22 protein-coding genes are annotated in these 21,318 nt (G+C 40.2%); 7 read left to right on the top strand and 15 right to left on the bottom strand.

What is annotated here, in order from left to right:
• Nucleotides 1–3 precede the first annotated feature (3 nt).
• Genes tolR through ybgC form a run of 3 tightly spaced genes read right to left on the bottom strand, consistent with a single transcriptional unit; the run spans nucleotide 4 to nucleotide 1,588 of the window.
• Nucleotides 4–456 (bottom strand): protein TolR, encoded by a 453-nt coding sequence (tolR, locus tag ACE01U_RS01120; RefSeq protein WP_086208284.1) that lies wholly within the window; start codon nucleotides 454–456, stop codon nucleotides 4–6.
• On the bottom strand, nucleotides 456–1,154 hold the full coding sequence (tolQ, locus tag ACE01U_RS01115; protein ID WP_086208283.1) for a protein TolQ: 699 nt from the start codon (nucleotides 1,152–1,154) through the stop codon (nucleotides 456–458). Before tolQ ends, tolR begins: the two co-directional genes overlap by 1 nt.
• 26 nt (nucleotides 1,155–1,180) lie before the next feature.
• Nucleotides 1,181–1,588, bottom strand: a complete 408-nt coding sequence (gene ybgC, locus ACE01U_RS01110) for a tol-pal system-associated acyl-CoA thioesterase (protein WP_086208282.1) — start codon at nucleotides 1,586–1,588, stop codon at nucleotides 1,181–1,183.
• A 531-nt stretch (nucleotides 1,589–2,119) separates the two neighbouring features.
• Between ybgC and ACE01U_RS01105 the strand changes: the two genes are divergently transcribed.
• The gene (locus ACE01U_RS01105) at nucleotides 2,120–3,124 is read left to right on the top strand and encodes a sensor domain-containing diguanylate cyclase (RefSeq protein WP_086208281.1); all 1,005 of its coding nucleotides are present in this window, start codon (nucleotides 2,120–2,122) and stop codon (nucleotides 3,122–3,124) included.
• A gap of 172 nt (nucleotides 3,125–3,296) precedes the next feature.
• On the opposite strand, the gene ruvB is transcribed toward ACE01U_RS01105, so the two are convergent.
• The 3 genes from ruvB to ACE01U_RS01090 all read right to left on the bottom strand — a co-directional run bounded on the left by ruvB (nucleotide 3,297) and on the right by ACE01U_RS01090 (nucleotide 6,621).
• A complete protein-coding gene (gene ruvB / locus ACE01U_RS01100) occupies nucleotides 3,297–4,304 on the bottom strand; it encodes a Holliday junction branch migration DNA helicase RuvB (RefSeq protein WP_395553073.1) in 1,008 nt (335 codons plus the stop codon).
• 247 nt (nucleotides 4,305–4,551) lie between these two features.
• On the bottom strand, nucleotides 4,552–5,154 hold the full coding sequence (gene ruvA / locus ACE01U_RS01095; RefSeq protein ID WP_086208279.1) for a Holliday junction branch migration protein RuvA: 603 nt from the start codon (nucleotides 5,152–5,154) through the stop codon (nucleotides 4,552–4,554).
• 126 nt (nucleotides 5,155–5,280) lie between these two features.
• A complete protein-coding gene (locus ACE01U_RS01090) occupies nucleotides 5,281–6,621 on the bottom strand; it encodes a deoxyguanosinetriphosphate triphosphohydrolase (RefSeq protein ID WP_086208278.1) in 1,341 nt (446 codons plus the stop codon).
• A 436-nt stretch (nucleotides 6,622–7,057) separates the two neighbouring features.
• Between ACE01U_RS01090 and purL the strand changes: the two genes are divergently transcribed.
• Nucleotides 7,058–10,894: a phosphoribosylformylglycinamidine synthase gene (gene purL, locus ACE01U_RS01085; RefSeq protein WP_395553072.1), complete on the top strand. Its 3,837-nt coding sequence runs from the start codon at nucleotides 7,058–7,060 to the stop codon at nucleotides 10,892–10,894.
• A 223-nt stretch (nucleotides 10,895–11,117) separates the two neighbouring features.
• Entirely contained in the window at nucleotides 11,118–11,246 is a 129-nt protein-coding gene (locus ACE01U_RS01080; protein WP_004693854.1) for a KGW motif small protein, read from the top strand.
• 680 nt (nucleotides 11,247–11,926) lie between these two features.
• Here ACE01U_RS01080 and ACE01U_RS01075 read toward each other — a convergent pair.
• Complete coding sequence (locus ACE01U_RS01075) at nucleotides 11,927–12,922, bottom strand: hypothetical protein (protein WP_291374472.1); 996 nt, start codon at nucleotides 12,920–12,922, stop codon at nucleotides 11,927–11,929.
• A gap of 86 nt (nucleotides 12,923–13,008) precedes the next feature.
• On the opposite strand from ACE01U_RS01075, the gene ACE01U_RS01070 reads away from it, so the two are divergent.
• The gene (locus ACE01U_RS01070) at nucleotides 13,009–13,323 is read left to right on the top strand and encodes a YqfO family protein (protein WP_110974583.1); all 315 of its coding nucleotides are present in this window, start codon (nucleotides 13,009–13,011) and stop codon (nucleotides 13,321–13,323) included.
• 232 nt (nucleotides 13,324–13,555) lie between these two features.
• Here ACE01U_RS01070 and ACE01U_RS01065 read toward each other — a convergent pair whose 3' ends face one another.
• Together ACE01U_RS01065 and ACE01U_RS01060 are read right to left on the bottom strand one after the other, a co-directional pair.
• Nucleotides 13,556–14,311: a nitroreductase family protein gene (locus ACE01U_RS01065; RefSeq protein ID WP_086208274.1), complete on the bottom strand. Its 756-nt coding sequence runs from the start codon at nucleotides 14,309–14,311 to the stop codon at nucleotides 13,556–13,558.
• 104 nt (nucleotides 14,312–14,415) lie between these two features.
• Nucleotides 14,416–15,216, bottom strand: a complete 801-nt coding sequence (locus tag ACE01U_RS01060; protein ID WP_086208273.1) for an enoyl-CoA hydratase-related protein — start codon at nucleotides 15,214–15,216, stop codon at nucleotides 14,416–14,418.
• A gap of 104 nt (nucleotides 15,217–15,320) precedes the next feature.
• Here ACE01U_RS01060 and ACE01U_RS01055 point away from each other — a divergent pair, with 104 nt between their 5' ends.
• Both ACE01U_RS01055 and ACE01U_RS01050 read left to right on the top strand, forming a co-directional pair.
• On the top strand, nucleotides 15,321–15,890 hold the full coding sequence (locus tag ACE01U_RS01055; RefSeq protein ID WP_119063647.1) for a nicotinate-nicotinamide nucleotide adenylyltransferase: 570 nt from the start codon (nucleotides 15,321–15,323) through the stop codon (nucleotides 15,888–15,890).
• A gap of 43 nt (nucleotides 15,891–15,933) precedes the next feature.
• Nucleotides 15,934–16,521 carry a YceI family protein gene (locus ACE01U_RS01050; RefSeq protein ID WP_395553071.1) on the top strand — a complete coding sequence of 196 codons (588 nt, stop codon included), beginning with the start codon at nucleotides 15,934–15,936 and terminating at the stop codon, nucleotides 16,519–16,521.
• A gap of 10 nt (nucleotides 16,522–16,531) precedes the next feature.
• On the opposite strand, the gene ACE01U_RS01045 is transcribed toward ACE01U_RS01050, so the two are convergent.
• Nucleotides 16,532–17,446: a LysR family transcriptional regulator ArgP gene (locus ACE01U_RS01045; RefSeq protein WP_395553070.1), complete on the bottom strand. Its 915-nt coding sequence runs from the start codon at nucleotides 17,444–17,446 to the stop codon at nucleotides 16,532–16,534.
• Nucleotides 17,447–17,565: 119 nt separating this feature from the next.
• Here ACE01U_RS01045 and ACE01U_RS01040 point away from each other — a divergent pair, with 119 nt between their 5' ends.
• Nucleotides 17,566–18,165: a LysE/ArgO family amino acid transporter gene (locus ACE01U_RS01040; RefSeq protein WP_395553069.1), complete on the top strand. Its 600-nt coding sequence runs from the start codon at nucleotides 17,566–17,568 to the stop codon at nucleotides 18,163–18,165.
• Nucleotides 18,166–18,237: 72 nt separating this feature from the next.
• Here ACE01U_RS01040 and ACE01U_RS01035 read toward each other — a convergent pair whose 3' ends face one another.
• The 5 genes from ACE01U_RS01035 to queE form a co-directional block, all read right to left on the bottom strand.
• Nucleotides 18,238–18,696 carry a peroxiredoxin gene (locus ACE01U_RS01035; RefSeq protein WP_395553068.1) on the bottom strand — a complete coding sequence of 153 codons (459 nt, stop codon included), beginning with the start codon at nucleotides 18,694–18,696 and terminating at the stop codon, nucleotides 18,238–18,240.
• 9 nt (nucleotides 18,697–18,705) lie between these two features.
• Nucleotides 18,706–19,398 (bottom strand): Dph6-related ATP pyrophosphatase, encoded by a 693-nt coding sequence (locus ACE01U_RS01030; protein WP_291374501.1) that lies wholly within the window; start codon nucleotides 19,396–19,398, stop codon nucleotides 18,706–18,708.
• A gap of 71 nt (nucleotides 19,399–19,469) precedes the next feature.
• A complete protein-coding gene (locus ACE01U_RS01025; protein ID WP_086208267.1) occupies nucleotides 19,470–19,877 on the bottom strand; it encodes a hypothetical protein in 408 nt (135 codons plus the stop codon).
• Between the two features lie 16 nt (nucleotides 19,878–19,893).
• Entirely contained in the window at nucleotides 19,894–20,562 is a 669-nt protein-coding gene (gene queC / locus ACE01U_RS01020; protein ID WP_086208266.1) for a 7-cyano-7-deazaguanine synthase QueC, read from the bottom strand.
• A gap of 43 nt (nucleotides 20,563–20,605) precedes the next feature.
• Nucleotides 20,606–21,316, bottom strand: a complete 711-nt coding sequence (gene queE, locus ACE01U_RS01015; protein ID WP_086208265.1) for a 7-carboxy-7-deazaguanine synthase QueE — start codon at nucleotides 21,314–21,316, stop codon at nucleotides 20,606–20,608.
• Between the last annotated feature and the right edge of the window lie 2 nt (nucleotides 21,317–21,318).

Raw genomic sequence — 21,318 nt, 5'->3', positions numbered from 1 at the left:
AAATTACTTTAATGGCTCTGTGAGTAATCCAACTTGGGTGAGGCCCGCTTCTTGTAGACTGTTCATAAGTGACATGACTTCGCCATAAGAGCGAGACTGTTCACCTTCTACAACAACAGTTAAAGTTTTGTTTTCAGCCTGAGCTTGTTGTTGTGCTTCACTTAAAATAGACGTCAATTCAGATAAAGCCAAAGGTTCAGTTGAACTATGCGTTTTATATTTAAGAAAATAGCGACCTTCTTTATCTAAGCTGACCATTGCAGGTGCATCTTTTGATTCAATAGGATTGCCATTGGCTTGTGGCAGATCGACATTGATGCCACTGGTAATCATGGGTGCAGTCACCATGAAGATGACTAATAATACGAGCATGACGTCAATATATGGGACGACGTTCATCTCACTTTTTAGTGGTTTTTTAATGCGCTCGAAGCGTCCTGAACGTTGAATTGCCATTAGTCATGTTCCTTAGTTTCACCCAAAGACTGACGTTGTAATAACGCAACCATTTCCTCTGCAAATAAAGCACGATCGGAGTAAACCGTTTCGCCTTTTCCTGTGTAATGGTTAAATGCCAATACTGCGGGAATAGCAGCAAATAAACCAATCGCTGTAGCAATGAGTGCTTCAGCAATACCTGGTGCAACTGTTGCAAGGGTGACTTGATCTACGTCAGCTAAACCAATGAACGCATTCATGATGCCCCACACGGTACCAAATAAACCGACATAAGGGGCAACAGAACCAATGCTGGCCAAAGCACCTAAGCCTTGTTCAAGTTGGCTTTGGTCACGACTTAGCCCTACACGTAAAATACGTTCTGTACCTTCAATGGTTTGTGCTGGTGCAGCATTGCGTTTTTTTAGTTTTAAAAACTCCCCCAAACCTTGATAGAAAATGTCCTCAAGGCCGACACGTTTGGAGTTAAGTTGCGCATTGTTATATAGCGTATTCAGCTCAGCACCCGACCAAAAAATTTTTTGGAAATGCTCATCGTCTGCCTGTGCTTTTTTATAACTCATGTGTAACTTGGCAATCAGATACCAGCTAAACAGCGAGGCCAAAAGTAAAGCCAGCATTATCAGTTGTACGACAGGGCTTGCTTGTAAAATTAGATCTGAAACTTGAAGAGATGATTCGAGTTGAGTTGCCATAGTTACTACATGTGCCAATAATTTTTTTAGTCTTGTCCTAATTCCTTCAGAATCAGGTTACGAATTTCATCTGGCAGGCGACGTGGTTTCATTTCTGAACTGATACATGCCAATTCGACTTCGCCAGATGCAAGCATGATTTCACCACGATAAATATTTTGTTGCAACACAAATGACGTCGCCTTACACGAAACAACACTTGCTGTAACAGTAATTAAATCATCCATTAAAATTGGACGTGAATATTTCACATTAATTTTGTGTACTACAAAATTATAGTCTTTTTGGTGCCAGTAATGGTCTACACCCGCAGCACGTAGCCATTCGGTACGAGTACGTTCCATAAAGCGAATATGATTGGCGTGGTAAACAATGCCACCTGCATCGGTATCTTCAATATAGACACGAATGTTGAATTCGAATTTATTCGCCATGAGGGTATTCCGTTTTATTCAGTTTATGAATTGATTTTAAGTTCCTTGACGCTTTTATATTCAAGTATACAGCCTTAAAATTTAGATACGTCAAGTGGAGTAACGGCTCGAAGTTTAGCAGTTTGAGATTTCACTCCAATGGCACAAGGTGTCAAATATTAGGGTTCCTGATCATACAACTATTTCACTATGTAACTATAGGTGGCATTGAGCACATTCTAGTTGAGAAAGTAGCTTTTATTTTTGGTGATGGGGACGTATTTGAATTCTTTAACTCGGCTGTATGCACATATATGTCTTTACCGCTGTGTATAAAGAAGCAGTTGTCTTGGCTGCTTATATTGGTGCAACATACCAAGGGTATGGGGTCTATTGCTGAAGATTTATCATGATTATCACATGAAGACAGTGATTATCACGTGGTAGTGTCATCTGTATTTGATCGCGTATCGCTTGAAAAGATTCAGTTTATGCGATGCAAATTGTATAATTTTTTTAAATAATCCAAAAATGTAAGTGTTTATAGATGTTATGAGCAACGCCAACCAACCTACACCATCGCAACTTATGTCCGTGATTCAGACGCAAACGTCTATCGCAAAACTTGGTTTGGATCTCAACGCAGTCATGACATTGGTTGCTGAACAAGCACAGCAAATCACCAATGCAAAAGGTGCTGTAGTCGAGCTTGATGAAAATGGCGATATGGTGTATCGCGCTGTATCTGGTGGAGCAGCCCACTTACTTGGGCTACGGCTTCATAAGCTCAATAGTTTGTCTGGCTTATGTGTAGAACAAAACACGACTTTGTATTGTACCGATAGTGAAAATGATTCGCGTGTGGATCGTGAAGCATGCCGACGAGTCGGGCTGAGGTCAATGGCTGTAGTACCGTTAACTCATTGTGGTGAAGCGGTGGGCGTGCTAAAAATTTACTCTGAAGATGTAGAAGCATTTCAAGAAAGTGATTTGCAACTCTTGAGTTTGATGTCAGAGTTAATTGCCGCAGCAATGTACCACGCCACTAAGTTTGGTGCACAGGAGTTATATAAACTTGCGACTCAAGACCACCTGACGGGTTTATCCAATCGTGCATTATTTTTAGATTATTTAAGACAAGGCGTGCTACAGGCCAAGAAACACGGAAAGCATATTGGTGTTTTGATGATTGATATGGATGGATTAAAAACGATCAATGATCAATTTGGTCACCGTATGGGAGATGTCGCGTTAAAAGAAATTGCACATCGCATCAAAAACAATATAAGACAAGAGGATTTAGTTGCACGCCTTGGCGGTGACGAGTTTGCAGTAATACTCAGCAGTGTTGCGAATAGAGATTTAGCTACATCAGCGATGAATCGAATTGCTGAAGCGTGTGGGCTGCCTTTTCGCTTTGAACAATTAGATTTAAAAATAGGGGCGAGTGTCGGACTTGCAATCTACCCCGAGGATGCTTTGGAAATTGATCCTTTAATTGAGTTCGCGGATCAACAAATGTACCTGCAAAAAAAGCAACGTAAAAACATGCAATAAGTTGCTTCTCATCGTAAATTAAAAAGCGCTTATACTTGGTTAAGTATTTGATAATATGCTAATTTTTAGCTTTGATGTATAGCTCTTACTGTCAAACACAGAACAGCGAATGTAGTGGCCCCATTTAGCTAGTAGCTCAGTTCGCTGTTCTTTTTAAGATGACATCATGTTTTTATTTGTCTTTGGGTTCAGGCGGGGTCAGTCCAAACTGTAAATATGCCATATTGGTGGCGATACGCCCCCGAGCGGTGCGCATCACATAACCTTGCTGGATCAAATACGGTTCAATCACATCTTCAAGCGTACCTGAGTCTTCAGCCATCGCTGCTGCCAATGCTTCTACACCGCCAGGGCCACCATCAAAACGCTCAAGTAACATACTCAAATAACGACGGTCTAAAGTATCTAAACCGTCTTTGTCGACATTGAGCATATCGAGTGCACGTTGCGCCATATCTTGTGTCACTTCACCTGTGCCTTTGACTTGTGCATAGTCACGGACTCGACGCAGTAAACGGTTGGCGATACGCGGTGTACCACGAGAACGACGTGCAATTTCTGCTGACCCTTCACGTGTAATCGGTACATCCATCAAATTGGCAGAACGAGTCACAATATGCGTCAAGTCAGTGACTGAATAGAACTCAAGGCGTTGCACAATACCAAAACGGTCACGTAAAGGAGAGGTGAGGAGTCCTGCACGTGTGGTTGCAGCAACTAAAGTAAAGGGGGGTAAGTCGAGCTTAATTGAACGAGCCGCAGGACCTTCACCAATCATAATGTCGAGTTGGTAGTCTTCCATAGCAGGGTACAGAATTTCTTCAATCACGGGAGAAAGACGGTGAATTTCATCAATAAATAGTACATCACCTTCTTCAAGGTTGGTCAGCATGGCTGCCAAGTCCCCAGCACGTTCCAATACAGGACCCGAAGTCGACTTGAGGTTTCCACCCATTTCACGGGCAATAATGTTCGCAAGTGTGGTTTTACCCAGCCCTGGTGGGCCAAAAATTAAGGTGTGATCAAGGGCTTCACCACGACCACGGGCTGCGCCAATAAAGATTTCCATTTGTTCACGAACCACGGGCTGACCGATGTAGTCATCGAGTGAGGTCGGACGGATGGCGCGGTCGATATGATCTTCGGGTTTTTCGGAACCACCGATGAGACGGTCTTGCATATAGTTAAATCAATCTCTGGCTGAACTTTCGAGGCACAGCCTCAAATTATGATTTGTGTTTAGGTACCATTGTGTAGGCATTGCCTTACTTTTGAAAGATCAAAATGAGGGCTTTTAAATATATTTAAAAGTCCGCAAGTAAATCTTATGTTGGATTGAGGATATGTCCTTATATCCCAATCCAACATGGCGACATCCATGTCGCCTTCGTGTATCCAATTTAGGTGTATTGGTGTGTCTATTTGAATTATTTATTCATGGATTTGAGAGCAGCACGGATGATGTCGCTCGCCTCAGTAAAATCACCTTTTGCAGCATTGACTAATTTCTGTGCTTCTAGAGGTTTATACCCTAAAGACTGCAATGCAGCTTCGGCTTCTGCCACGGCAGAGTTGCCTGTGAACTGGATTTGTTCAACGGTTGAATTGCTTGGCGCTGCGCCTGAAGACATCGCTTTAAAGCGATCACGTAGCTCAATCATCAAACGTTCAGCGGTTTTTTTACCCACGCCCGGTACTTTAACCAGAGTATTGATATCTTCATGTTCAACAGTGTGAATCAGCATATCGACACTGAGTGTGGATAAAATGCCTAAAGCCATTTTAGGGCCGACACCGTTGACCTTTAATAGCGTGCGAAAAATGATTTTTTCTTGTTGATGTAGAAAACCATAGAGCAGTTGAGCGTCTTCGCGAACGGCAAGGTGCGTCCATAAGGTAATTTTCTGGCCTTTTTGTAGTTGGCAGAAAGTGGTTAGTGGTGTATCAATTTCATAACCGACACCATTTACATTTAAAAGTACGGTGGGTGCTTCTAGTGCGAAGACTTCACCAATAAGACATCCGATCATGTTGTGTGATTCACTTTTTTATCAATGGTTGCATAGTAGTGAGCATTGCGCAGAAAGGCAAAAGACTCACGAAAAATTGAGTTGAGATTGATGGTTTTATCATCAAATTGGATGCTGATGAGAGGTTTAAATCAATCCTGCTTTATTACCTTGTAATTCCTGAGACAAGTTATAGGCTTGGTGGTCTGAAAACTTAGAAATAATATCTAAGACCTGCATGATATTTTCATAATGGTTACTGCCAAAGTGTGCACCAGAACGACATAAAATGGCCATTAAGCGCTGCTCTTTAAAACTTAAGGTTTTATGCGGTGTAGTGAGCGGAATAAAGGCATCTAAAATATTTTGCAAACTTTGATGAGCAATAATTTCCAAACCAGCTTTTTGCGGGTGTTCAAATATTTTATCGCGGGCTAAATCCTTAGCACGGTTAATGCCTAACTCAATATCAGCAGCACAGTATTGCAATAAACTGCCAGCCAGTTGTCCACTTAAAATTTCAAAATGATGCTTGGCAAAAGCGGATGTGACTTCTTCAACCAGACGTTTCATCACCCGTCCGCGTAACGCTGCAATTTTTTGCTGCCACGTGGTATCTGGCATAGAGAGTTCTACTGGCGCACTATATTCACCAAGTAAGCTTAAAAAAATCGGTTCAACTTCTTCATAAGACAACATGTTTAAAATGATGCCATCTTCAAGGTCAATCAGGGCGTAGCAAATATCATCTGCTGCTTCAAGTAAATAAGTCAGTGGATGGCGACAATAATGATATTCACCCAGTTGAATCAGTCCGAGTTGCTCTGCGATTTGTTGCAGGATTTCTTTTTCTGCTTGATAGCAGCCAAATTTGGCACGTTTACTGGCTGGGGTATCGCCTTGTGATTCGATGGTTTTCGACAGCCACGGATATTTTAAGTAAGCTCCCAACGTTGCATAGGTTAGACGCATGCCACCATCATTAGGATGATAGTCAATTTTAGTCAGTAGACGTAGACCTTGGGCATTGCCTTCAAACTGACGCACATCGGCTTGTTCCTCTGCGGAAAGTTTCTCCAAAAAGTTGCCGTGTGATGCATCATCAAACCATTCACGAATGGCATATTCACCTGCATGACCAAAAGGTGGGTTCCCAATATCATGTGCTAAACAAGCCGCTTGAATAATGGCTCCAACATCGGCAGGAGAAATCCACATTGGTAGTTCGTCTTTGATTTTTTCTGCTGCGAGCATACCGAGCGAGCGCCCAATGCAGGAGACTTCGAGTGAATGCGTTAAACGAGTATGAATGCCATCGTGTTGAGTTAGTGGATGGACTTGGGTTTTTCGGTTCAGTTGGCGAAAGCTTTGAGAAAAAATAATTCGGTCATAATCTTTGTGAAATGGGCTACGTGCCAATTCTGTGTTTTGTTTTTTACTTCCAATACGAACTGTTGAGAGCAGTTCTAACCAACGCATTTGCATCATTTATCGTTATTCAGTGAGTTATTGGCTTCATCATGCCAAAAAAGTGTGACGAGCTCTAGAGGGCTGCGACATAAGTTGTCTTTTAATTTATGCTGTATTAAATTTTTATCAATAGAGCATCTTAAAGCAGTTCTGTTTGTTCTCAAGGAGGCTGTCGACTTCGTTATTTGTAGCTCGAATATCAATTGACAATGGTTTTTAGAATCGAATCAAAGCCTAAAACTCGGGCATCTTTGAAATTTATCCCTTAAAACATTTGTTACTAATCATGTTTGATTTTTAAAGTCAAAGTAAATTGATCTTTTAAAACAAAGAAATCTCACTTTTTTAAGTCGTAGACGACTAGCTGATTTTGGCAATACACAGTAGAATATGCGCTCTCTTCAAGTCACATTGAGGTAGGTTGTTTAGACCTGCCCGTGGAGCCAAAAACAGCATGTTTATCGTTGCCGGTGCACCTGCACACTCTTCTTTTAAGCAAACACAACTTTTAACACGTCTATCGTCTATTAGTTCTGTTCAATCAATAGAAAGCCAATGGGTTTACCTTTTCGACCAAGCGCTCGACGAGCAACAACAGCAATCTGCTTTGCAGCTATTAAATGATGGCGCAACCTTCCAAGTTCGCCAAGCGACAAGTGATGAAGTTCAAGTCCTTGTGACGCCACGTGTAGGCACAATTTCGCCGTGGTCATCAAAGGCAACGGATATTTTTGCCAACTGTAATACCCCGATACACCGCTTAGAACGCGGTGTTTTGTTTACTTTAAAAGGTATTTCTGAAGTATCGGATGCAGTAAAACAAGTTTTACATGACCGCATGACTGAAAGTGTGTTCAATCAAATTGAAGACGCTGCTGCATTATTTTCTGAAACTGCACCAAAGCCTTTAAATGCAATTGACATATTAGGTCAGGGTAAAGACGCTTTAGTGAAAGCAAACTCTGAGTTTGGTTTTGCACTCTCTGATGAAGAAATTGATTATTTGGTTGCTGCTTTTAACAAGCTCGGCCGTAATCCACACGATATTGAACTAATGATGTTTGCTCAGGCAAACTCAGAGCACTGTCGTCATAAAATCTTTGGTTCTGAATGGACAATTGATGGTGAAAAACAGCCATTGTCATTGTTCCAAATGATTAAAAACACCTATAAAGAATCACCAACAGATGTATTGTCGGCATATAAAGACAATGCTTCGGTGATCGTTGGTTTTGATACTCAGCGTTTCTATCCGAAGAAAGATGAAGCGACTGGTCACCACGTTTATAAGTATAAGAGCCAAGCCGCTCACATCCTCATGAAAGTGGAAACGCATAACCACCCAACAGCGATTGCGCCATTTGCGGGCGCTGCGACTGGTTCAGGCGGTGAAATCCGTGATGAAGGCGCAACAGGTCGTGGTGGTAAACCAAAAGCAGGTTTAACAGGCTTTACGGTTTCAAACTTAAATATTCCGGGCTTTGAACAGCCTTGGGAAGAAAACTACGGTAAACCATCTCGTATGGCATCGCCACTTCAAATCATGATTGAAGGGCCTTTGGGCGGTGCTGCGTTTAACAACGAGTTTGGCCGTCCTGCGTTAAATGGTTACTTCCGTACTTTTGAACAAAACGTGAATGGCGATGTGAAAGGCTTCCATAAGCCAATCATGATTGCGGGTGGTTACGGTAACATCCGTCCAGACCACGTGGAAAAAGATGCGATTCAACCAGGCGATTTACTGATCGTTCTCGGCGGCCCTGCAATGCTGATCGGTTTAGGCGGCGGTGCGGCATCTTCTGTAGACAGCGGTAAACTCGGTGAAAACCTAGACTTCGCTTCTGTACAACGTGAAAACCCTGAAATGGAACGTCGTTGCCAAGAAGTGATTGATGCATGCTGGCGTATGGAAGACTTCAACCCAATCGTGTCTGTACATGACGTGGGTGCAGGTGGTGTTTCGAACGCAATGCCTGAACTGGTGAATGACCACGAACTGGGTGCGATTCTTGATTTGCGTAAGATCCCATCGCTTGAACCGGGTATGTCTCCAATGGAGATTTGGTCAAACGAAGCGCAAGAGCGTTATGTGTTGGCGATTCGTCCAAGTTCTTTAGAATTATTTGAATCATTATGTGCGCGTGAACGTTGTCCGTTTGCCGTTTTAGGTGAAGCAACTGAAGCGCGTCAATTGACGGTGAACGATCCATTGTTTGACAATAAAGCCGTGGATATGCCAATGCAAGTCATGCTAGGTGGCACACCTCGTATGAGCCGTTCGTATGAAACGATTGAACGTCAAGGCGATGACTTTGATGCATCTAAAGTTACAGATTTGAAAGATGCGATTTACCGTGTACTTAAAAACCCAACGGTTGCATCGAAATCATTTTTGATCACCATTGGTGACCGTTCAATTACAGGTATGGTTGCACGTGATCAGTTCGTAGGCCGTTGGCAGGTTCCTGTTGCAGATGCAGCAGTGACGACAACAAGCTTACAAGGTTACACAGGTGAAGCAATGGCGATGGGTGAACGTCCCCCCGTTGCGTTGTTAAATCCTGCGGCATCTGCGCGTTTATCAGTTGCAGAGTCGATCTCAAATATTATGTCTGCAAAAATCGACCAGATCAGTGACATTAAATTGTCTGCAAACTGGATGGCGGCGGCTGGGCAAAAAGGTGAAGACCAAGCTTTATTCGAAGGTGTAAAAGCCATTGGTATGGAAATGTGTCCTGCACTCGGTATTGCAATTCCAGTGGGCAAAGACTCATTGTCAATGCGTACTACTTGGAATGATGAAGGCGAAGACAAGTCAGTGACTTCACCGATGTCAGGGGTAATCACAGCCTTTGCACCTGTAACTGATGTACGTAAAACCTTAACGCCTGAATTGAAAGACGAAGAATCAGTACTGGTTCGTATTGATCTTTCTAAAGGTCAGTTCCGTCTAGGTGGTTCGATCCTTGCTCAGGTTTATAAAGCGATTGGTTCAGTGACACCTGATGTGGATAGTTTTGATGACTTCAAAGCTTTCTTTGCCTTGGTTCAGGACTGGAACAACCGTGGCTTAATTAAGGCGTACCACGACATCGGTGATGGTGGTTTGCTTGCAACTGTTGCGGAAATGATGTTTGCAGCACGTCTCGGTGTGGCTTTAGAAGATCAATCAACTGAAAGTCTATTTGCAGAAGAAATTGGTGCAGTGCTTCAAATCAGCGCATCTGATTGGGCAACACTTGCAGACGAAGTTTCGGCATCTACATTACGTGATGCAATTGCGGTGATTGGTACGGTAAACAATACTGATCAGTTGACTGTAAATGGATTAGTGCTTGAACGTGCAGACTTGCAAGTGGCGTGGACTGAAGTGTCACATCAGATTCAACGTCTACGTGATAACGTGGAAACAGCGGATCAAGAATTTGCATTGATCACGGACAAATCACATGCAGGTATTATTGCAAAACCTACATTTGATTTGAATGAGCCAATTGAAGCACCGTATATCAACGAACGTCGTCCAAACATGGTGATCTTACGTGAACAAGGCGTAAATGGTCATGTTGAAATGGCTGCGGCATTCGACAAAGTTGGTTTTAACACTGTAGATGTGCACATGAGCGACTTGCTTGCAGGTCGTATCAGCCTAGATGACTTTGAAGGTCTTGTGGCATGTGGTGGTTTCTCTTACGGTGATGTCATGGGTGCGGGTGGTGGCTGGGCGAAATCAGTTTTGTTCAACCCAAAACTTCGTGACCAATTTGAAAAATTCTTCAACCGTGATGAAACGTTCTCTCTTGGTATTTGTAACGGCTGTCAAATGTTGTCGCAATTGGCTCCACTGATTCCGGGTGCTGAAGCTTGGCCGCGTTTCCATCGCAACACTTCTGAGATGTTTGAAGCACGTGCAGTTAACGTTCGTGTTGAAAAATCGAACTCTGTATTGTTAGAAGGTATGGAAGATTCAATCCTGCCGATCGCAGTTGCACATGGTGAAGGTCGTGTGGTGACAAGCGCGGATAACTTGGCTGCATTAAATACAGGTCATCAAGTGATCTTGCGTTATGTTGATAGTCAAGGGAATCCAACTCAACACTATCCAATGAACCCGAATGGTTCGCCAGAAGCGATTTCAGGTGTCACATCGAAAGATGGTCGTGCAACAATTATGATGCCGCACCCTGAACGTAACTTCCGTGCTGTACAGCATTCTTGGAAGCCTGAAGAGTGGACTGAAGACGGTGCATGGTTACGTATGTTCCGCAATGCACGTAAGTTCATTGGTTAATCTGAAGTCAGTGTTTTAAAAGCCACCTTCGGGTGGCTTTTTTATTGAATCGTCTTTTTTGTTTTTTAAATTTTTATTTCTCCCGCTGATGTTGGTTTAGATTTTGCTTTTATATTTGTGTGAAAGTGATATTGTGTAATAAATGCACAAATATCATGCAAAATAGAAAAAAGATGGATTACTAAACAATTTCAGTATCAACACTCATGTATGAGGTGATGACATGATTAAAACAGTTACATACGAAGCAGTCGATAAGTCTGCGTTACGTAAAAAAGGATGGAAGTTGTTTGCTGTGATTTTGAGCTTGCAATTGATCTTTTTGATTTTGGGTTATGCGTTGCAGATGTGATTTTAATAATTAAAAAATCGCCATGTGAACTGACTGAACTGACCCCATAAAGTTGGACAGTTTTTCAGGCGGTTTATTTATTAATTTCGTTTAAGCAAATTGAAGTCATGACGGAGTGATAAATATTAAATGTAAATGATGCTAATTGAAGCAAAAGAAATGAAATGCCTATAAATAGTATATTGAATACTAAGTAATTGATTAGATGATAGAAACAATTAATATTCTCAATTTTGTTTGTAATAAGTGGTTCTAATATCTTAGATTTTGAAAAAAATATAATAAAAGTTAAAAACATTGTATATAGTAAATAATAGAAAAATACTCGCATAAATAACAGGTGTGAGTACTTTAATTGTGAAAAACCAAAAGGTTTCGTATTGGAGTTATATATTTCAATAGAAAGAGTATGATTCATTACAGAACAAAAAATTGCATATCCAGCTATAAGAAATCCAAGAACTGTAAGAATTACACTTATAAGGCTGGCAGAAATGGTAGGGATCATCTCTGCTAGTTCACTGCTATTAATACCTAAGCTTAAAGAAAATGAAAGAATACTAAATATTGTTAGCAAAAAGATGTTTGTATTGGAAAATGGAATTTTTCTTGAAGTCAGGTATACATCAAATAAATTTTTTTCATCTAATAGCTCGTTACACATTTCTACATTTTTATTTTCAGTCATTTTTCTGTGTGCTCTTTCGTTGTTCTAGAGTTTTAAGTTGCTCTATAACCGCAGGCTTAGTTGGAGGAACAATAATCTCCTTTTGCGAAGTGAGTTTAAGAAATGAACCATATAATTTTTTTCCAGTAGAAAGTATATTATCTAAGCTGATGTCTTTAATTGTCTTTATAACTTTGAATTTATCATTATTGCCTTTTATTAAATCTCCATTAGCATTGACCCCTTCAATTTGAATACCTTGGTTACCTTGTTCTGTAGCTTCGCTGAGTTGATCTAATGTTTCATCAAAATTTAAACCATTCTTTTTATTACTAAACATAAGGGTCGTATTGCTACTTTGAATAGCATCTGATTTCAATTGTGCTCTTTTAATTAAATCATTTTTAAATTGAAGTTCATCATTTCTTTTCTTAAGAGTAATTTTTATGCTTTGAATTTTTTTATATTGTGTCAAAAAATCTTCTAAGCTTTCTTTTGTGTTTAATGGAGTGATATGGATATCAGGTAATCCATATTTTACTATAAAATCTTTTCGTGAGTCCTGAAGTAGAGATTCAATATGAATTCTAGTTTGTCGTCTAAAAAATGTTTGACATGTTTCTTTAAACATTTCTAATGTTGGAGCATGAGGGGTTTCTTTTAAATATATCAAACGATGGTTATTTAAAATAAGTACAAATAACGCAGATGGTGAAGTTTGGATGGAATCTTTCTGAGAAATTAGTTCTTTAGTTTCATAATCATAGATCTGAGTACTTGTTAATTTAGTATCTCGAATAAATCTTCCGATTACTGCAAATGTCTTTTCAGATTGATTTGGTAATTCTACTATTTGAGTTGATTGAAAGAAAAAATTCCCTCGTTTTACTTTCCACGTATCTTCTATTGTAAATGCTGGAATAACAACTTCATGAAGCATATCCATTAAATTATATGAATTAAATTTGCAAACAAAATTAGCTAGTTCATAAGTATAGGTGGTAGTCATAAATCTATGTTGTCTATATTTTATACTAATATAGCATGCGTGATATTAAATACAAGTAACTGATTTTAATTAAAAAGGTATTATTAATGCTCAAACTCATCTACTATGTCCCTGAATCTCACCTTGAATCCACAAAACTTGCGATTTTTGAAGCGGGGGCAGGTGGTATAGGAAACTATGAACATTGCGCATGGCAGGTTCTAGGTACAGGCCAGTTTAAACCTGTAAAAGGCGCAAATCCGTTTATAGGTGAGTTGGATGCTTTGGAGAAAATTCCAGAGTGGCGGGTGGAAACCATTGTTCCAGAGGAAAAGGCATCTGCTGTGGCAAAGGCTTTAAAATTTAGTCATCCCTATGAAGAACCCGCTTTTGAGTTTATTCAGATGGTCGATGTACTTTAATGATGAACCTAAAAATATATTTGATACACGTTAACGGCATTCGCAACTGTTTGAGGCAGGACTTAATTTATCAGATAAAGTTTCTGCGACTAAATTGATAAACGACGGAATAGAACGAGTTTTGCGAATGACAATGGTTTTGTCTACTTTTCCCGAAAGAAAAGTAGGTCGAACCGAAGGTTAATCCTGAAATTAAAACTTTAATGAAAAGATTCCATTGAGAAAACTAATCTTAAACCTTCTGAATAAATAACTCACGATCAAAACGATACTGCGGGAAAAACACCCCGTCGGTCGCACGCTCACCTGCACCAATCACCATCACAGGATATTGCTGCTCGTTTAGATTCAAAATTTTACGAACCAAAGGCTCATCAAAACCTTCCATCATACAACTATCAAAACCATAGGCACGTAAAGCTAGAACAAGGTTTTCACAAGCCAAAGCTGTGGTTTTACTTGCCCAAAGTTTTGTATCTGCTTGGTTAAATGTGGTTACGGGTAGTTGTTTGTCTAAGCTACGTGCGATTTTGAAAGCAACTTTCTTAAAGTTACCTAACGCATTTAAGTAACCTGTTTTATAGTTATAAGGAATAAACTTGTAATATTTGAGTACACTTGCAGGGGCTTCAGGGAAAGGGAACTCTGTAATGTTACGTTTTGCCATTTCATCATTACGGTCAGTACGTGCGACACACACGATCAGTTCTGACGCTGTTTTTGCTGCAAGCTGATTTAGGCAAGCTTTAACCAATAGTTTCTTTTTCGTTGGATTTTGCACCACATAAAAAGTCCAAGGCTGTAAGTTAGATGAATTTGGTGCAAGTAGTGCCAAATCTAAACAGTCATCAAGTACTTCGGCTGGAATGGTCTTATCCGTAAATTTACGAACAGAACGGCGACTTTGAATGACTTTTTTAAAATTCTCAACATCAATGTCTTGTGGCGCGGGCTCAAAATAGCGTTTTTTTTCTGTAGTGTTCGACATAAGAAGTATTTCCAGATTGGGTTTTAAAATATGTTGGGACTAAAAGTAAAAAAACCACTGCGTTTTAATAAACGTAGTGGTTTTTTCAGTCAAGTTATAAAGCCTTAATTGAACTGGGAAAAATCAGGTTTACGTTTTTGCATAAATGCTGCTACAGCTTCCATCATTTCAGGCGAACCAACGCGATCCATAAAAATTTCAGCTTCATGATCAATCCAAGCTACAATTTCATTCACATTATGTTTCATCAGGCCTTTAGACTTAACCAAGGATGCTAAAGGTAAAGCAGACAATTGTGCTGCTTTTTTAGCTGCTACTGCATATACATCATCTTCAATACTGTTCACAATATTTGCAGCAACTGCAGTTGCACTGTCAAACTTCTGAGCGGTCAGCAGTAATTCCGCAGCTTTGTGGTAACCCGCTTGTTCAACCAATAATTTGCTTGAAGCTCCTTCTGGAGATAAGCCAAGGCTGACAAATGGAATTTGGAATAGGGCAGTGTTGTCGCTATACACCAAGTCACAATGTAATAAGATCGTTACCCCAATACCAATCGCCACGCCACGTACAGCAGCAATCAATGGTTTAGAAAACTTCGCTGCAGATTTGAGTAAAATAAATGGAGGGCCTTCAGATGCTGGTGCTTGACCTTTTTGCGCCGCAGATTTCATAAAGTCTTGCATGTCGTTGCCTGCGGTAAAGTCTGCATCTTCACCACGTAGAATCACGGTACGAACGCTATTGTCCTGATCTGCTTCATCTAAAGCTTTTGCAATCCACAAATAAAGTTCGCTATACAATGCATTTTTTGCTTCAGGACGATTAATGGCTAATGTCAGTACACCATTATCTAATTTTGCATTCAAATGTTGATGAGGTTGTTGAATACAGCTCAGTGTCATCGTACTATCCTTGCTTGAAAGTCTGATTTAATTTTATGGGTTCATTATGTCGCATAATTTTATGATCGACATAACTGATCAGTTCATAAAAAAGTAAAAGATTTATGCCATATACATTTGATTATCTCGTATTCATTGGTCGTTTCCAGCCATTTCACTTGGCACATATGCAAACCATCAAGATTGCTTTGGAACAAAGTCAAAATGTCATTTTGGCTTTAGGCTCTGCGCAAAATGAACGAAATACGAAAAATCCATTCTTAGCGGCTGAACGTGAAGAAATGATTTTATCTAACTTTTCAGAAGCGCATCAAAAACGGATTCACTTTGTACATGTAATTGACGTTTATAATGATGTTAAATGGGTGCAACTGGTAAAGAAATTAGTGAATCATGTAGTCACACCTGATGCTAAAGTTGGACTCATTGGCCATTTTAAAGACGATTCATCATATTATTTACAGCTTTTTCCAGAGTGGGAAATGGTAGAACTCGATAGCCTGCAAGATGCGATGTCTGCTACACCTGTTCGTGAAGCTTACTATCGTGGGGAAATTTTAGAACAAGCGTTTCCTTTAGGGACGAGTGATTTTTTACATAAATTCCAACAAAGTGAAATTTATAAACAGTTGCAACACAAATTTTTAACTCAGGACACATCGAATTTAGACTAAGGTTCTCAGTCGAATAAAAATATTTCGACGAGGACCAACTGCAATGGATAGAAAACAACAGACGATATCTAATACTGTCATTAAAAATACCTTGATGATTGCAGGTGTTATATTTGCCTGTAGTACACACGCGCAAGCTCAAGCTTGGACGTTGACACCACAAAGCAATGTAGGCTTTGAAATTAAATCCTTAGGTGTGACTGTAGTAAAAGCCAAGTTCAATCGTGTGCAATCCAGCATGCAGTTTGATGCTAAAGCACCACAGCATGCTTCGACAAATTTTGTTATGGATGTAAATAGCCTAAGCTTGAGCAAGCCTTCATTGAAAAATATGATTTTGGGTGAAGATTTGTTTTATGCATCCAAATACAAAACAGCCACGTTCAAAAGTACCAGTTTTAAAGATTTGGGTGGGGGAAAATATAATATTGCTGGGAATTTAACACTTCGCGGCATCACCAAACCTGTCACATTTAGTACCACGCTAAAACCGAATGCAAATACTGCTAATTTGTTGGACGTTCAATCATCAGCCATGATTAACCGCAGTGATTTCGGTATGAAAAAAGCGATTGGTGGTGTAGGTGAAAAAGTGAATATTCAACTGTCAGGCCAGTGGAAAGTGCAATAGCTTGCGTGGCTTAGAATTCTGAGTTAACTTTTTGCTCATTCATCTCTGCGTGTGCTTTTTTCACCAAGATATCTGTCAGCACATTTAATTGCACCGACTGCTGTTTCCAATGGTGCCAATACAAAGGTTGATCAATATTGAGCTGAGGATCCACTTCAACCAATGAGCCTTCTTCCAAACAAGACTTGGCTTGATAGTAAGGTAACCAGCCATAGCCGAGTCCTAAGGTAATCGCATCAAAAAATGCACTGGAAGATGGAATAAAGTGATGTGGATATTGAGTTGGATTAAGTCCGAATTTTTGTTGGATATAGGCCGTATGGAGCACATCTTTTGCATTAAAGATTAGGGCAGGAGCAGCACGTAATGATTCTCGGTTGACACCTTGGTCAAACCATTGCTGTGTAAAAGTAGGTGTTGCAACAAAACGGTAGTTCATATTCCCAAGATATTCGGCCATGCAGCCTTTCATGGCTTGAGATTCATCCGTCACGCAGGCATTCACTAAACCAGCTTCAAGTAAATGGTGAGTTTGTGATTGGTCATCGACCTGAAAATGTACCACAATCTTTTCATCAATCAATGTTGACTGTAACACGGGTAAAAGCCACGTGGCTAAGGAGTCGGCATTGGTTGCAATGTTGATCTGATAAAAAGCAGAGGTGTTTATATGACCAGTAAGGTTCTGAATGAAGCTTTGCTCTAGCAGACGACTATGCTGCAAGTAATGTAACAGCGATTGTCCAGCTTGGGTGGGACGGCAGGGTCTTTCTCGTACAATCAATAAATGTCCCAAACTTTTTTCTAGGCTTTGTACACGTAAAGTGACGGCAGAAGCGGTAATGCATAAGTGTTCGGCAGCAAGGTCAAAACTTCCTGTTTCTGCTACTGCTAAAAATGCATCACACTGTTTATGGTTGAGCATAATCGAGACTCACTTAAAACTAAAAATATTTTAGTTATATTGATATTTTCTAAATAATACTTAATTTAATCAAAAATGAAAGATAATCCTGACATTATCAATTAAGTTGAAAAGTCAAAATGTTAAGTACATATATGCAAGGGCTTGCAGTCGGGATGAGTCTTATTATTGCTATTGGTGCGCAAAATGCATTTGTGCTGAAACAAGGCCTCAAAAAGCAGTTTGTTTTTTGGGTATGTTTTGTTTGTGCATTATCAGATTCGATTTTAATTGTATTGGGTGTATCTGGCTTTTCAAAAGTGCTTCAGCACTATCCTGAAATTATTCAGTTTGCCAAATGGGCAGGGGCGCTTTTTTTATTTTGTTATGGATTTCAACATTTACTACGGGCCTTCAAATCACAGCAGGGCTTGGAAGCAAGTGCCATTGAAAAGTATCAGCTGTTAAATATTATTTTGCTGTGTTTAGCGCTGACTTGGCTTAATCCGCATGTGTACTTAGATACAGTTATTTTACTGGGTTCAATTTCAACACAGTTTGAGCAACCTGCGTACTTTGCCCTAGGGGCAGTGTGTGCGTCTTGGTTATTCTTTTTTGCTTTGGGCTATGGTGCTCGTATGCTTACTCCCATTTTTTCAAATCCGAAAGCGTGGAATGTCCTCGATGCGATCATTGCTCTGGTGATGTGGGGAATCGCCATTTCACTGCTTGTGAAATGAAAAGCGTGTGCAATAAAATCTATCAATAAAAAATCACAAAAAACAAAGCCCGCATTTGCGGGCTGATGTGGATTAAGCTTGTAATGCTTTTAAGTCTTCTAAAACTTGTTCCGCATGCCCCGCGGCTTTCACCTTACGATATTCTTTCACCATTTTGCCGTTATGAAAAATAAACGTTGAGCGCTCAATGCCCATCACTTTTTTACCATACATATTTTTTTCTTTAATCACATCAAAGTGTTTACACAGTACTTCTTCTTTGTCGCTAATTAAATTAATGGTTAAAGCCTGCTTTTCTGTAAAATTCTGATGCGCTTTAACCGAGTCACGTGAAATACCAATAATTGTGGTTTGCAGGGCATCGAACTGATCTTTTAAACATGAAAAACCAACGGCTTGAGTTGTGCAACCAGGTGTTGAATCTTTCGGGTAAAAATACACAATCAGCCATTCAGTCGGTACTTCAGTTAAGTTTACGTTGCCTGTTGTCGCTGGAAAGTTCTGATTTGGAAGTTGGATCGTATCAGTCATGTTCTATCCTTAAATGTCGCGCTGTTCTAATTCAAGTGGTAAAAAGGCATAATTTTCGTGATACAGAATATCACCTTTAACGACTGAAAGTGGATGTTTGAAAATTGGGCCATCAATCACCGTGGTGTGGAATTCACCCGCTTCGCCGCATGGATCAATGCCTCTTGCAACCAATGCATCAATATATTCAAGGCTAAGCGCTTGACCTAAGTCCTCAATTTTCATCCCTAAATTTAAGTTGACTGTAACGATGATACTTTGAAAACCGAGTCGAATAAACTCATACACAATGTCTAAACGTGGGCGTTGCCACAGTGGCATACATAAACTGAGCTCAGTTTTATCGCAAACGGATTGATTCCATTCGGCATGTGCCATTAAATCAATATCACCTGTGACTAATGTTTCTGCACCTAAACTTTGAGCTTTTTGTAGCAGTTGAATGAACTGGTTCTCATAGTCTTGCCACGTTGCAGAGGCACTGTAGATGGGAAGCCCAATTGCTTTTGCCTGCGCATGAATAATATCGAGTGACATCCCGTGTGAGCGTGACTTTTGGCCTTGCTCTTCTAACATGACAATCAATGCAATGGCTTCACCCATTTGTATGGCTTTGTATAAAGCCAGACTACTGTCTTTACCACCACTGTAAGAAGCAACAAATTTGCGGTCTTGTACGTTTGTATTCCATTCAACAAGCATATTTAAATATTCTATCTTTTGGAGCATATAAAAAAGCCTGCATAGAGCAGGCTTCATTCACATATTGTGAATTATTTTTTCGGAGCAGCTTTCATTGCTTCTTCAGTTAAAGACTTTAATTTGCCTGTTAACTGTGGACCGAAACATGTTTGAAGGTCTTTATTTTGTTTTTGTACAAAAGCTAAAGTAGATGGGCTTTTCTTTTGATTAATTGCACTTTGGATTTCCCATTTTTGTGCATTGGTCAATTTACCATCTGCTTCAACTGCACAAGTACAGTATTTGCTTACTTCCGCTGCGCTAAGCTTTTTGCTTTTCCCAGTTTCTTCTTTACAAACATTGATCAATGCAGATTTTACATTGGTGCTTTTATACGCTTCTTGTAGTTTGTTCGATTCAGCAGCATGTGAAGCTGTTGCGAACAATGCAGCTGCAGACACCAATGTAGAAAGCAAAATGTTTGATTTTAAATTTTTCATAAACTGTACCTTGTTATTACGGTATATAACGTGTCGGATCTTCTACGCCAGCATCTGCAAAACCTTCTTTACGAAGACGGCAACTGTCGCATTTCCCACATGCACGTCCTTGGTCATCTGCTTGGTAGCAAGACACCGTTTGACTATAGTCTACGCCATGTTCTATACCTAAGCGAATGATATTTGCTTTGGATAAATGTAACAGAGGTGTTTCAAATTTAAGAGGTTTTCCTTCAACGCCAACCTTGGTTGCAAGGCGAGCCATATTGGCAAATGCCTCAATAAATTCAGGGCGACAGTCTGGATACCCTGAATAATCAACAGCATTAATACCAATCACAATGGCTTCAGCATCTAAAACTTCTGCTGCTGCTAATGCATAAGACAAGAAAATTGTGTTACGTGCTGGAACATAAGTTACAGGAATACCGACTTGTTCATGATCTGGAACATCAATGCTATGGTCTGTTAACGCAGAACCGCCTAAATTACCTAAGTCGATATTAATAACACGATGTTCTACACCTGCTTTTTTTGTCAGTTCACGTGCAGCGTCCAGCTCGGTAGTTGAGCGTTGACCATACATAAAGCTGAGCGCTGTACAGTCATACTGTGCTTGCGCCCATGCTAAACAAGTTGTTGAGTCTAAACCGCCAGATAACAAAACTATGGCACGAGGGCGCATACAAATTTCTCCAAATATAAATTAAAGATGAATAGGCAATGCATTAACGACCAGTTTCGTCATTCCAAAGCAACTTGTGGAGTTGGAGTTGGAAGCAAACAGGGAGATGGTCTTCTAATATCCATTGCGCTAAGTCACGCGCAAGTTGAGGTAAACGAGCAGCACCTTTCTCAACTGCAAAAGCAGGAGAGAACCATACTGTGCTGACTTTTTCATTGAGTTTATAGTCTTCAACTTGCTGTTTTGACCATTCATAATCCTCACGGTTACAAATCACAAACTTGATTTGGTCGTGTTGGGTTAGATGGTCCAGATTCGAAAGCAAATTTCGTGCAACTTCACCTGAAGTTGGGGTTTTTAAATCTAATACTTTTGAAACACGTGGGTCAACCTTAGACACATCTAAAGCACCACTGGTCTCTAAAGAAACTTCACAGCCAAGATCTGCAAGACGTTGCATTAAAGGCAAGGCATTGGGCTGTGCAAGGGGTTCACCACCTGTCACGCAGACATAAGGGGTTTTAAAACCAAGCGTGGTTTGAATAATCTGATCTAAAGATTGGCGCTCACCACCTTCAAATGAATAAGTGGTATCACAATAGGTACAACGAAGCGGGCAACCTGTTAAACGAATAAAAACTGTTGGAAGTCCAGAGGTATTGGCTTCGCCTTGCAAAGAATAAAAGATCTCCGTGATACGTAGACCCGCAGAAGGGTCAGAAACAGGGATAGCAGAAGATCGAAGCGTATTCATAG

This window comes from Acinetobacter halobius (assembly GCF_044130335.1).
Taxonomy (GTDB): domain Bacteria; phylum Pseudomonadota; class Gammaproteobacteria; order Pseudomonadales; family Moraxellaceae; genus Acinetobacter.
The sequence above is the reverse complement of the archived record's forward strand: the minus strand, read 5'-3'. Positions and strand labels throughout refer to the sequence as shown.